The 13266-nt window shown below is 59.2% G+C and carries 8 protein-coding genes, 3 pseudogenes and 1 other annotated feature; of the genes and pseudogenes, 7 read left to right on the forward strand and 4 right to left on the reverse strand.

Annotation, left to right across the window (positions count from 1 at the left end; genetic code table 11):
• The coding region (locus MSKU9_RS17620) for a tyrosine-type recombinase/integrase (RefSeq protein WP_227002598.1) at positions 1-441 on the reverse strand (441 nt) is incomplete at its 3' end.
• A gap of 204 nt (positions 442-645) precedes the next feature.
• Positions 646-831: pseudogene (locus tag MSKU9_RS18865) on the reverse strand (hypothetical protein); the annotation flags it as partial.
• 45 nt (positions 832-876) lie between these two features.
• On the opposite strand from MSKU9_RS18865, the gene MSKU9_RS17630 reads away from it, so the two are divergent.
• Positions 877-2111 (forward strand): IS3 family transposase gene (locus tag MSKU9_RS17630; protein ID WP_141262642.1). Its coding sequence is split into 2 segments (ribosomal slippage): positions 877-1171 and positions 1171-2111, totalling 1236 coding nucleotides; the frame shifts between segments, so codons are not numbered across the junction.
• Positions 1164-1280: a sequence feature (AL1L pseudoknot), on the forward strand. (Overlaps the previous gene by 117 nt.)
• Positions 2112-2229: 118 nt before the next feature.
• Here MSKU9_RS17630 and MSKU9_RS18995 read toward each other — a convergent pair.
• Positions 2230-2331, reverse strand: a pseudogene (locus tag MSKU9_RS18995) (transposase); the annotation flags it as partial.
• Between MSKU9_RS18995 and MSKU9_RS17640 the strand changes: the two are divergent.
• Positions 2320-2634 (forward strand): annotated as a pseudogene (locus MSKU9_RS17640) (fructose bisphosphate aldolase); the annotation flags it as partial. The pseudogenes MSKU9_RS18995 and MSKU9_RS17640 sit on opposite strands and share 12 nt — an antisense overlap.
• A gap of 56 nt (positions 2635-2690) precedes the next feature.
• Here the strand turns inward: MSKU9_RS17640 and MSKU9_RS17645 are convergent.
• Positions 2691-4172, reverse strand: coding sequence for a sugar porter family MFS transporter (locus MSKU9_RS17645; protein ID WP_141262643.1), 1482 nt, complete (start codon positions 4170-4172; stop codon positions 2691-2693).
• 1032 nt (positions 4173-5204) lie between these two features.
• On the opposite strand from MSKU9_RS17645, the gene tkt reads away from it, so the two are divergent.
• The 5 genes from tkt to MSKU9_RS17675 form a co-directional block, all read left to right on the forward strand.
• A complete protein-coding gene (tkt, locus tag MSKU9_RS17655) occupies positions 5205-7322 on the forward strand; it encodes a transketolase (RefSeq protein WP_141262644.1) in 2118 nt (705 codons plus the stop codon).
• A gap of 87 nt (positions 7323-7409) precedes the next feature.
• The gene (locus MSKU9_RS17660; protein ID WP_141262645.1) at positions 7410-10277 is read left to right on the forward strand and encodes a bifunctional transaldolase/phosoglucose isomerase; all 2868 of its coding nucleotides are present in this window, start codon (positions 7410-7412) and stop codon (positions 10275-10277) included.
• 117 nt (positions 10278-10394) lie between these two features.
• Positions 10395-11396 (forward strand): phosphogluconate dehydrogenase (NAD(+)-dependent, decarboxylating), encoded by a 1002-nt coding sequence (gnd, locus tag MSKU9_RS17665; RefSeq protein WP_141262646.1) that lies wholly within the window; start codon positions 10395-10397, stop codon positions 11394-11396.
• 110 nt (positions 11397-11506) lie between these two features.
• Positions 11507-13039, forward strand: a complete 1533-nt coding sequence (gene zwf / locus MSKU9_RS17670; RefSeq protein WP_141262647.1) for a glucose-6-phosphate dehydrogenase — start codon at positions 11507-11509, stop codon at positions 13037-13039.
• 58 nt (positions 13040-13097) lie between these two features.
• On the forward strand, positions 13098-13266 hold a 169-nt coding region (locus MSKU9_RS17675), incomplete at its 3' end, for an HAD family hydrolase (protein ID WP_154670690.1).

Consider the following 13266-nt stretch of genomic DNA (forward strand, 5'->3'; position numbering starts at 1 on the left):
CTCGGCCACCCGCAGGCCTGCCCCGTACGCGATCGAAAGGGCAGCCTGGTGCTTGAGGCAGGTGGTTGCGTTGAGCAGACGGGCAACCTCATCGCGGCTCAGCACGACGGGCAGGTTGCGGGGTTGCGCAACCCGGACCAGCCTGCGTGCAAGGTCAGGTCGGTCGAGTGTCTGGGTGAAGAAAAATCTCAGCGCCGACACGATGGCGTTCATGGTCGGTGTCGGCATGCCAGCCGCGTTCTGCGCAATCTGGAACTGGCGCACATCCTCGGCTGTTGCCGTATGGGGTGAGCGGCCCAGAAACGTGGCGAAACGGCCGACATCGCGAAGGTAATTGCGCTGCGTCTCCCGGGAGAACCGCCGCACCCGCCGCACCGCCATGTCATCAGGCAGGCGCTGGCGAAGGGGACTGATTGCAGCAATGCACGGGGACTCTGTCATCATCCGACTCCTTCTGGTGGGAAGAAGCCAGAGTGCTTGGCCCGATCAGAACAGTTCCAAATAAAAGCAGGTCTCTCACGCCGTGGTGACAGGCCTCCACATCACACCAATCCCGCGCAGCGGGTTCGTTCCTCGCCCCAAGTCAGACGTTTCATTCCGGCTGTTCATGCAGGGAGAATTATCGTCGAACAAGGCGGGCATGATCTACGAAGCGGATATATCTGCCGGTGCGTCGTGTCGCCCTGTGCGTCTTAACGCGTGCCGTTGCTGTTCATACACGCGCAGATTCAGGTCCGTGAGATTCAGGAGAGGCGTTGGGATCTGATGGACGCGCGCGCGCCTGACCAGATCACCAATAATCTGCTGCGCCTCCACAGGGGAGCCCTGAACTGCCCCGGGTTTACCGGAGAGTAAAACTCTCGGAGGATGAGCCCTATGGTAGAGAAGAAGAAGACATCGCGTTATTCGCCTGAGTTCCGTGAGCGCGCCGTGCGCCTTCTGGACGAGCATCGATCGGATTACCCGAGCCTATCGGCGGCCTGTCGCGAGATTGGTGGCAAGCCTGGCTGCTCGGGCGACAGCCTGCATGACTGGTGGAAGCAGGCCCGGCGGGACGCGGGTGCGCAGCCGGGGCTAACCACGGCCGAGACGGCACGGATCAAGGCATTGGAGCGTAAGATCCGTGAACTGCGTCAGGCCAATGAGATCCTCAAGAAGGCCTCGGCTTATTTTGCTCAGGCGGAGCTCGACCGCCCGTTTCGCAAATGATCGCGTTTATTGAAGCCTACCGTGCCGATTACGGGGTCGAGCCAATCTGTGGCGTTCTGCCGATTGCCCCGTCCACGTTTTACCAGCAGGCGGCCATAGCAAGAGATCTGGCCAAGGCCAGCCCGCGTGCCCGGCGCGATAGGGAACTGATGGAACATATCCGTCGGATCTGGCACGACAACCGTAGTGTTTATGGTGCGCGCAAAGTCTGGCACAGCCTGCAGCGCGAAGGACGGAAGGTCGCGCGCTGCACTGTCGAGCGCCTGATGCGCAAGATGGGCCTGAAGGGTGTCATCCGGGGCCGGAAGGTCATCACGACCTGTCCGGATACGGCGCGCGCCTGTCCCGATGACAGGGTCAACCGGCAGTTCCGGGCCGAGGCCCCCAACCAGCTCTGGGTCTCGGACTTTACCTATGTCCAGACCTGGAATGGCATGGTCTATGTGGCGTTCGTCATTGATGTGTTCGCCCGCAGGATCGTGGGCTGGAAGGTCTCGACTTCCATGACCACCCAGTTCGTGCTCGACGCCCTTGAACAGGCCATCTGGCAACGAAAGCCTGCGGGAAATAAGGTGCTGATCCATCATTCGGACCGTGGATCACAATACCTGTCGATCCGATATACCGAACGCCTGGCGCTGGCTGGCATTGATGCCTCGGTCGGCACGGTCGGTGACAGTTACGATAATGCACTGGCGGAGACGATCAACGGTTTATACAAGGCCGAAGTTATCCATCATCTGCGGCCATGGAAATCCATGGCGCAGGTCGAATGGGAAACACTCAGATGGGTGGACTGGTATAATAATCGACGCCTGCTGGCGCCTATTGGCTACAGGCCTCCCGCCGAAGTCGAACGCGCCTTCCATGCAGATCAGAGCAGACTTGATATCGCAGCCTGAGCGCTGAACAAATCGCTCTCCGGTAAAACCGGGGCAGTTCAAACCTTCTCCCAGACCTGTTCCCAGGACTGCATGATCGCCGCGTATTTCCGGTCCCAGAGCTTTCGGCAAAGGCGGCCACTTCGTCCAGCACGGTGTCGGTGATGACGCTGATCAGATCCGGTGAGGCTTCCACACCATAGATTTCAAGCAGATGACCCTGGATATCGCGTACGCTCATGATGAACTGCACCGTGGGCTTGATGCGCTGCCCGGTGACTATCAGGTGATGATCAAGGTCTCGATCCCTGAAAAGGCCGATCTCTACCTTGACCTGATCAGGTACTCGCGCGTGCAGCGTGTCGTGGTACTGTCCGGTGGGTATCCATGTGACACAGCGTGCCAGCGTCTGGCGAAGAACCATGGCATGATCGTCAGCTTCTCGTGCGCGCTGCTGCAGGACCTACGCTACACCATGACGGATGCGGAATTTGACGCAGTTCCTACAAAGTTCATCGAGCAGATCTTCAGGGCTTCAACGTAGAAGGTCTGATCTTCGTCTTTTCTTTCATCTCAAACAAAAACGGCTTCCGTCCTGTGTCAGGCAGGTGGACGTGTGGGCATCTTTCCACCCTGCGGCAGGGAACGTGCACCCAGGTCACGCAGGGGCCATCCCGCCAGCAGGTGGGATTCAATATCTTCCAGCGAAACCCCCTTCGTTTCCGGCACGTAAAACAGCGTGATTACGATAAACAGAGCATTCATTCCGGCAAACAGCCAGAACGTATGGGCCTCCCCCAATGTATCAAGCACGCTGAGGAATGTATTGCTGACCGCCCAGTTAGTCGCCCAGTTGGTAAAGGTGGAGCAGACAATGCCAAAGTCACGACCCCGCAGCGGCTGTATTTCGGCGCACAATGTCCAGACCAGCGGCCCGGCACCGATGGCGAACCCCAGCACAAACACCAGCAGCGACCCGACCATGGCGACCTGGGCTGTGGTGTCATGGCCACCATATTCAACCAGGCCACCCGCCAGCAGCATGCTACCTGTCATGATGGCGCAACTGAGCAGCAGCAATGGCCGACGGCCCCAGCGGTCAACAGTCACGATTGCGACGCACGTGGCGACCAGGTTGATCAGGCCGATCAGCGCCGTGGCCCAGCCTGCAGCGGATGCGCCGAAATCGGCGGCCTGAAAGACCTTGGGCGCGTAATACATCAGCACATTGATACCGGTAAGCTGCTGCATGATCTGCAGCATGATACCCAGTCCGACCGAACGCCGGAAATTGGCGTTATTGCGGAAAAACGAAAACCCTTCCGACCGGCCGCGGGTCAGTTCCGTGGCAATATCGGATATTTCCCGGTCAGCCTGCTGCGGGCTTGGCCGCAGGTAGCGCATCACCGTGCGTGCGCGTAGCCTCTCCCCACGCATCATGAGCCAGCGCGGGCTGTCTGGCAGAAACAGGCAACCAATCAGGAATATGGTCGCAGGCACGGTCATGAGTCCCAGCATCCATCGCCAGTGTGCACCATTCGCGAGCATGCCATCGGTTACATAGGACAGGAAGATGCCGCCCGTCATCATCAACTGGTAACAGGCGATCATCGACCCGCGCTGCGTCACGGCCGAGACTTCGGATATGTAAAGCGGTGCCGTAAAAGCCGCGATTCCTACCGCGAAGCCAAGGAAAATCCGACCGATGATAAGCATGGCAACGGACGGGGCCAGCGCACTGATCAGGGAACCGACAAGAAAAAGAACGGATGAACCCAGCAGCGCGCGCCTGCGTCCCAGACGGAACGAGATCGTCCCGGCGATCAGCGAGCCTACGGCTGCCGCCGCCATCATGGAGGAGACGATCCATTCCTGCGTGCGTGGTGATGCATTGAAATCCGTGCCGATAAAGCGCAGCGCGCCCGCGATGACCCCGGTATCCAGCCCGAACATGAGACCGGCAAGGGCTGCCAGCACGCCCACGACAATGGCATGTCCCGCTGCGGGCGTGTCGTGGGCGGTCGTCTGACCCTGCGGTGCGGCACATGTCATGTCATGGGTAAGCAGGTCTTCTTCGGGCATTGCGGAGTACCTTCTCTTTTTATTTATTGAAATACGTCTGTCCCGTTACGTGCCTGTTGTTGAAGGTTCGTGATCGTCAGGATTGGCCATCATGAACGGGCAGGTCATTACAGACGCTGATATGCATGCATCAATGCATGGATTGTCCCCTGCTGAACAACAGATATGAACCCGGTCGCCAACATTTTTCTGTGACCCGGATATCTAAAATTTTTATATAAATCTAAGAAAATCCTGATAACGGCGATAAAAGGCCGTTCGTCAGGTCTGATACCCATCACTTTCAGCAATGGTGGACAGGAAAATGTCCAACGGAATGGTAGATGAAACAGATTATATGCAACCTGTATTGCAGATATAAGTAACGCAATTGGCACCGTCATAAGAATCGTGTGCTGATCTGAGTCGGCTCCATGAACGTATTTATGTTCACATATATTATATTCATAAATTATAAAAATACATTCGATTCTATCCTTCTGTTATTTCTGAAATATGCAAACATGCACATATTTTTGTGTACTGGATCTGTATCCGCGCCTGTTTCATGGCGTCTGGCACGGTCCATGCGCCTATGCATTCTTGACCTCTGTTCTTTGCTAAAAAACGTTGGGAAACAGCACATTTTCAGGATTTGCCATGTCTTGTCACACGGCCATGACAGCATATGGAAAATATATAGCTATGCGTAAAAAGAATAAATAAATATCAAGGACTCGTGAATGAACGAGGCTGGCGTTAGGCCCGGATTGGGACTTCAATGCAGGAACTGCCGCGCCAGACATGACGCACTGTTCCATATCAATAAACCGCAAGACTGAATCAATTACATCTGGCCTGCGGGTTGTACTGGAAATACGTCGGCGCATCAGTCCCTGTACTGTCATGGATGGCAGCAGGGTAATGGATCTCGGCACAGGTATGTGACGTACGTGGCATGCAGGCATGACCGGATGAAGGCTGTCCCCTCATGCAGTTCCATGTAACGCCCGTAGCGAACAGGGCTGGCCGTGATAACGGAGGACGGTTTTCATGCGTTCACTATTTCCTTGTCCCGTATGGGCACCTGATGGTGCCGGCAATGCACGGGCGGATATTGATACCCTCTGCATCAATACAATCCGTACACTGGCTATGGATGCGGTGCAGAAAGCCAATTCCGGCCACCCGGGCACACCTATGGCGCTTGCCCCGCCAGCCTATGCGTTGTGGCGCGAGGTCCTGAATTATGACCCCGCCAATCCCCTGTGGCCCAACCGCGATCGCTTCGTACTGTCGATCGGCCATGCCTCCATGCTGCTGTATTCGCTGATCTATCTGAGCGGTATCCGTGACGTGAAGGACGGGCGCGTGCTGGCGGACAGGCCTTCGCTGACCCTTGCGGATATCGAGCAGTTCCGTCAGCTTGATTCCCGTACCCCCGGCCACCCGGAATATGGCCACACCGCAGGCGTCGAGACCACGACCGGCCCGCTGGGACAGGGGTGTGGCAATTCCGTCGGCATGGCCATCGCCCAGAAATGGCTGGCCGCGCATTTCAATAAACCCGGTTTCGATCTGTTCACCTACCACACTTACACGTTCTGCGGCGATGGCGACAACATGGAAGGCGTATCCAGCGAAGCTGCGTCCATTGCGGGCCACCTGAAGCTGGGGAACCTGACATGGATCTATGACAGCAATCATATTTCCATCGAAGGCAATACCCGCATCGCTTTTACCGAAAGCGTGCATAAACGCTTCGAGGCCTATGGCTGGCACGTGCTGGAACTGAAGGACGCCAACGATACCGGCGATTTCCGCCGCCTGCTTGCCGAAGCGAAGGCTGAGACATCGCGGCCGACGTTAATCATCGTGCATTCCATCATCGGCTGGGGGTCGCCACACAAGGCGGGCACGGCTGCGGCGCATGGCTCGCCCCTGGGGGTGGAGGAAATACGCGAAACCAAGAAATTCTACGGCTGGCCGGAAGACAGAAGTTTCTATGTGCCCGAGGGCGTGCCGGAACACTTCCAGCAGGGCATCGCCACACGCGGGGCCGCCGCCAGCAGGGCATGGTACGACCTGCTGGCGCGCTACCGCACGGCGCACCCCGACCTGGCCGCCGAACTTGACCTGATCCTGGCCGGGAAGCTGCCCGAAGGGTGGGACCGTCAGATCAGCGATTTCCCGACGGATGCGAAGGGACTCGCTTCCCGTGCCAGTTCCGCGACCGTGCTCAATCAGGTGGCCGCCAGCTACCCGTGGATGATCGGTGGCTCGGCCGACCTTTCGCCCTCCACCAAAACACACCTGACATTCGATGGTGCGGGTGATTTCCAGCCACCGCAATGGGGCGGGACCTATGGCGGACGCAACCTGCACTTCGGCGTGCGCGAACATGCCATGGGATCGATCTGCAACGGGCTGGCGTTATCGTACCTGCGGCCCTACTGCTCCGGCTTCTTCATCTTTTCCGATTACATGAAGCCGCCCATCCGCCTTGCGGCGCTGATGAAGCTGCCGGTGCTGTATATCTTCACCCATGATTCCATCGGGGTGGGGGAAGACGGCCCGACCCACCAGCCGGTCGAACAGCTTGCGCAGCTGCGCGCGACACCGGGGGTGACCCTGATCCGCCCGGCGGACGCCAACGAGGTCGTGGAGGCCTGGCGCACCCTTGTCCCGTTGCATGACCGTCCCACCGTTCTGGTACTGACCCGCCAGAACCTGCCTACCATCTGCCGCAAGACCTATGCCCCGGCTTCCGGGCTGGCAAAGGGTGCCTATGTTCTGGCTGACAGCAGCGCTGGCACGCCCGACGTCATCCTTATGGCAACGGGCAGCGAGGTCGGGCTGATCGTGAAAGCCTTCGAACAGCTCAGGGCCGAAGGGGTCAGGGCCCGCATTGTCTCCATGCCGTCATGGGACCTGTTCGAAGCCCAGCCCCAGTCCTATCGCGATAGCGTGCTGCCGCCGGATGTCACCGCGCGCGTGGCAGTGGAACAGGCAGCACGGCTTGGGTGGGAACGATATGTCGGCCTGCGGGGGGCGACCATCGTGATGCACACATTCGGCGCGTCCGCCCCGGCGGATGAACTGGAGGTCAGGTTCGGGTTCACGGTGGAAGCCGTCATGACCGAAGCCCGCAGACAGCTTGCCGCGCGCTGAGCGCAACCACCATTGCGACGGGACCGCTATCGGACATCGCCTGCCGGGTGGCTGTTCACATCCGCAATACCATAAAGGAAATACACCATGACTGCGTATGACGCCGGCACCACTGAGGCCGCCAATCCGCTGAAACAACTGGCCCGCTTTGGTCAGTCCCCGTGGCTGGACTTCATCCAGCGTTCCTATACCGAAAGCGGCAAGCTGGAAAAGCTGGTGGAGGAAGACGGGCTGAAAGGGGTCACCTCCAACCCGTCCATCTTCCAGAAAGCCATGGGCCGCGGCACCGATTACGATTCACAAATTCGCCAGATCCTCGAACACCAGATCGTTGACGCCGGGACGCTGTATGAAACACTGGCGATCCATGACATCCGTGCAGCGGCGAAGGTGCTGCACCCGGTCTATGAACAGACCGCGAAGGTCGATGGCTATGTCAGCCTTGAGGTCTCGCCCTATCTTGCGCGTGACACAAGCGCCACCATTGCCGAAGCGCGGCGGCTGTGGCTTGCGGTAGGTGCACCGAACCTCATGATCAAAATCCCCGGAACGGATGAAGGCGCGCCTGCCGTGCAGGCCGCCATCGCTGCGGGGATCAATGTCAACGTCACACTGCTGTTCTCGCTGAGTGCATACAAGAAGGTGGTGGAAGCCCATATCGCCGGGCTGGAGGACCGTCTGGCGCGCGGCGAAAGTGTGAAAGGGATCGCAAGCGTCGCCTCCTTCTTCGTCAGCCGCATCGATGTAAAGATCGATAAGGAAATCGATGATCGCGTCGCAGCGGGGGACAAAGACGCAGCCGCGCTGAAGGCCCTGCGTGGCAAGGTCGCAATCGCCAATGCCAAGCAGGCTTATGAATACTGGCAGGGCGTGGTAAAAAGCCCACGCTGGCAGAAACTGGCGCAGGCTGGCGCCATGCCCCAGCGCCTGCTGTGGGCCAGCACCAGCACGAAGGACAAGACCTTCAGCGACGTGCTGTACGTTGACGGCCTGATCGGCCCGGAAACCGTCAACACCATTCCCCCTGCGACCTTTGATGACTTCCGCAATCACGGCAACGTTGCCCCAACCCTGACGCAGGACGTTGCGGGCGCGCACAAGGTAATCACTGAGGTCCGGCGCCTTGGCCTTGATCTGGATGGCGTGACCCGGACCCTTGTGGATGAAGGGGTGCGCGGCTTCGAGGAGGCGTTCGACGCCCTGCTTGGGGCGATTGCGGCCAAACAGGCGGCGTTCCTGGGCCACAAGGTCACCACAACCACGCCCAACCTGCCCGCCGACCTTGATACGGCGGTCCGGGCGGAACTGGAAACATGGCGCACGCAGGGCAATGTCCGGCGCCTGTGGGCGAAGGACGCCACGCTGTGGACGGGCCGTGACGAGGCAGGCTGGCTGAAATGGCTGAGCATTGTTGATGACCAGTTGCTGGACCTGTCGAAGTTCGAGGAATTCCAGGCCGAAGTAAAGGCGCGCGGCTTCCGTGATGCGCTGCTGCTGGGCATGGGTGGATCGAGCCTTGGGCCGGAAGTCCTGTCAGTGACGTTTGGCAAGCATGAAGGCTTCCCGCACCTGTATGTCCTGGACAGCACCGATCCTCAGCAGATCCGGGATTTTCAGGGGAAGATCGATATCAGCAGGACGCTGTTCATCGTTTCCTCCAAGTCCGGTGGCACGCTGGAGCCGAATATCCTCAAGGCCTATTTCTTCGATCAGGCGAAAAAGGTGCTGGGGGACAAGGCCGGGTCGCACTTCATCACCGTCACTGATCCCGGTTCGCACATGGAAGACGTGGCGAAGAAAGATGGATTCTGGAAAATCTTCTACGGTAACAAGCAGATTGGCGGTCGGTATTCCGTGCTGTCCGATTTCGGCATGGTGCCCGCAGCCATCGCTGGCCTGCCGCTGAAGCGGCTGCTGGATTCCGCGCTGCGGGGTGAAAAATCCTGCGCTGCATCGGTCCCGCCCGCGCAGAACCCAGGCGTGGTACTGGGCAGTGTGCTTGGCGTGGCCGCGCGCAATTTCGGTCGGGACAAGGTCACGCTGCTGGCGTCGCCTGCCATATACGACATGGGCGCGTGGCTGGAACAGCTTCTGGCGGAATCAACGGGTAAGGATGGCCGCGGCCTGATCCCCATTGATGGGGAAACCGCCGGACCTGCATCCGTTTATGGCAAGGACCGCGTGTTCATCTACCTGCGCCTGAGCGAAAAGCCGTGCGAGAAGCAGGACGCGGCGGTCAAAAAGCTGATCGCGGAAGGTGAGCCGGTTGTAACAATCGAACTGCATGACCGCTGCCAGATTGCCGAGGAATTCTTCCGCTGGGAATTTGCGACCGCCGTCGCCGGTTCAATCATCGGCATCAATGCCTTCAACCAGCCTGATGTCGAGGCATCGAAGATCGAGACGAAAAAGATCACCACCGCCTATAACGAAACCGGCAGGCTGCCGCCGTACGAACCGTTCGCGAAAGACGGCAGCTTTGCCTTCTATGCCGACCCGAAAAATGCGGCGGCACTCAGGGTCGGTCATACGGCGGAAGGGATCCTGAAGGCCCATTTCGCTCGCGGCAAGGCGGGCGATTATGTCGCCTTGCTGGCCTATATCGACCGCGACACGGCCACGCGCGAATGGCTGCAGCAGGTGCGGCTGTCGGTGCGCGATGGGCTGAAACTGGCCACGGCGGCCGAGTTCGGCCCGCGCTTCCAGCATTCCACCGGCCAGGCTTACAAGGGTGGGCCCAACACGGGCGTATTTTTGCAGATCACATGTGATGACGCAGTAAACCTGCCGGTACCGGGAGAGAAATACACCTTCAGCATCGTCAAGGAAGCGCAGGCCCGAGGGGATCTCGAAGTACTGGGCGAACGCGGTCGTCGCGTCCTGCGCGTGCATATCCACGGTGACCTGAAATCCGGCCTTGAAAAACTGGCTCAGGCCATCAGGGCCGCCGTCTGATCGCGCAGCGCAGCAGCCCCGCCATGACCATCGGAAATGGTGGGGCCCATTTTTTTATCAGCCCGAACGCGGGCTGACGATGCGGGGCATGTCCCTGCCACGGGAGCAGTAAGAATCATGCAGATTGGTATAGTAGGTCTGGGCAAGATGGGGGGCAACATCGCCATCCGCCTGACACGTCACGGGCATGAAGTGGTGCTTTATGACCGCACGCCCGCCGTGATTTCCAAAATCGCGGAACAGGCCGTGGCCGGAAAGACCATTGCTTCATCCGGCCTGAAGGACATGGTCTCCAGACTGACAGCGGAGCGGCGGATCATCTGGCTCATGCTGCCCGCAGGCCCCGTGACCGAAGCGGCGGTAAAGGAACTCGGCGGCCTGCTGGACAAGGGTGACATCCTGATCGATGGCGGCAATTCCTTCTATAAGGACGATATCCGCCGGGCTGCCGAACTGGCGAAGAAGGGCATCCATTATGTTGATGTCGGCACATCGGGCGGCGTGTGGGGGCTGGAACGTGGCTACTGCATGATGTACGGCGGCACCCAGGACGCCACCGACCATATCGACCCCATCCTGTCGGCCCTTGCACCGGGCATTGGCGATATCCCCCGCACGCCGAACCGCGATAAACCCGGTTTCGATCCGCGTGCCGAGCAGGGCTACCTGCATTGCGGTCCTGCGGGGTCCGGCCATTTTGTAAAGATGGTCCATAATGGCATCGAATATGGCATCATGCAGGCCTTTGCCGAGGGCTTCCATGTCATGAAGTCCAAGAATTCCACCGACCTTGCCGAAGACCAGCGGTTTGAACTGAACATGGCCGATATCGCTGAAGTCTGGCGGCGCGGCAGCGTGGTTTCGTCCTGGCTGCTCGACCTTTCGGCGCGTGCGCTGGCGGGCAACCCGGACCTGTCCAATTACAAGGGCGACGTGGCGGATTCCGGTGAAGGTCGCTGGACCATAGAGGCCGCGATCGAAGAAGCCGTTCCCGTACCGGTCATGACGGAAGCCCTGTTCACGCGTTTCCGTTCCCGCACGGGTAACAACTTTGCCGAAAAGATGCTGTCTGCCATGCGTTTCGGCTTTGGTGGCCATATCGAAGGCACGAACAACTGATGTTTCGCGCCTGATAACGCACCCGGCAGGCCAGACCACGTTGGCACCATAACGACCACGGGCGGTCTGGCCTGGTTTTACACGCTGAAAAAAGTTCAGGGAGAAGCAAGATGGAGAGCATTGTCGCATCCGCGTCCTCGCAGATTGACGACACCCGGCATGAAAACGTGCCGCGTCGCGGGCCACCAGGGGTCTTTGTCATATTTGGCGGGGGCGGGGACCTGACGCATCGCCTTCTTGTGCCAGCACTCTACAATCTGGCCAGTGCGGGGCTGCTGGACAGCCATTTCTCCATCATTGTGGTGGACCGGGCCGATGTCTCGGCTGCCGACCTGCGCCAGAGCTTTCATGCGTCACTGGAAAATTTCGTAACCAGTCGCGGGACCGAAGCCGTCACCCTGCATGATGATGTATGGAAGCGCCTGTCCTCCAGCATCGACTATGTGCGCGGCTCGTTCGAGGATAACGCGACATATGATGTCCTTGCCCGGAAAATCGGCAACCAGAACTGCATTTTCTATCTTGCGGTGGCCGCCCGTTTCTTTGGCACGATCGTGGACCAGCTTGGCGTATCGGGCCTTGCGAAGGAAAGCGGGAAGGCCTTTCGCCGGGTCATTATCGAAAAGCCCTTCGGCAGCGACCTGCAATCCGCCATCGCACTGAACGAACGGCTGCTGCGCACGCTTGATGAAAGCCAGATCTACCGGATCGACCACTATCTGGGCAAGGAGACGGTGCAGAACATCCTTGCCCTGCGCTTCTCCAATGGTTTTTTTGAACCCCTGTGGAACCGCGACAATATCGACCATGTGCAGATCACCGCAGCCGAGACGGTGGGGGTGGAACAGCGTGCGCGGTTTTATGAAAGCACGGGTGCAGTGCGCGACATGGTGCCCAACCATGTCATGCAGCTTCTGGCCATGACGGCCATGGAAGCCCCCATTTCATTCGATGCCGACGCCGTACGTGATGAAAAGACCAAGGTGCTCAAGGCGATCCATACCGTGCAGCATCATGACGTGGTGCGCGGCCAGTACGCCGCAGGCAGCATCAAGGGAAAGCCAGTTGCCAGCTATCGTGACGAACCTGGCGTGGACCCGCATTCCCATACCGAAACCTATGTTGCGATGAAGCTCATGATCGACAACTGGCGCTGGGCGGGGGTGCCGTTCTATGTGCGCACCGGCAAGCGCCTGGCCGCGCGCAAGACGGAAATCGCGGTGCATTTCAAGTCAGCGCCTTATGCCCTGTTCCGCGATACACCGGTGGACAAGCTGACGCCAAACATCATGCTGCTGCACATCCAGCCGACTGAAGGGGTGACGCTGCAGTTCTCCGCCAAGATCCCCGGCCCCACGGTGCATCTGGGCGGTGTGCGCATGAAATTCGACTATTCCGAATGGTTTCACGAAGGACCAAGCACCGGCTACGAGACGCTGCTGTATGACTGCATGATCGGGGATGCGACCCTGTTCCAGCGCGCGGACAATATCGAGGCCGGCTGGCGCGTGGTCCAGCCTGTTCTTGACTGGATGCACGCCCCCGCGGGACTGGATTTTTACGCCGCTGGCAGCGAGGGGCCAAAGGCCGCTGATGACCTGCTGGCCCGCGATCACCGGCACTGGCTGAAAATCGGGTCCTGACGGAACCTGATGCGTGCCCAAAAACTGTTTAATATAACGCTGACAGGAGGACACTTCCGTGTCTGATCCCGAAATACGCCTTGTCCTGGCCGATGTGGACGGCACCCTGGTCACGAAGGACAAGATCCTGACACCCCGCGCAATCCGGGTGGTCGAGCGCCTGCGTGAACGCGGTATCCTGTTCACCATAACCAGCGGCCGCCCGCCCAGGGGCATGAAGATGGTCA

The sequence above is a fragment of the Komagataeibacter diospyri genome (assembly GCF_006538165.1).
Lineage (GTDB): Bacteria > Pseudomonadota > Alphaproteobacteria > Acetobacterales > Acetobacteraceae > Komagataeibacter > Komagataeibacter diospyri.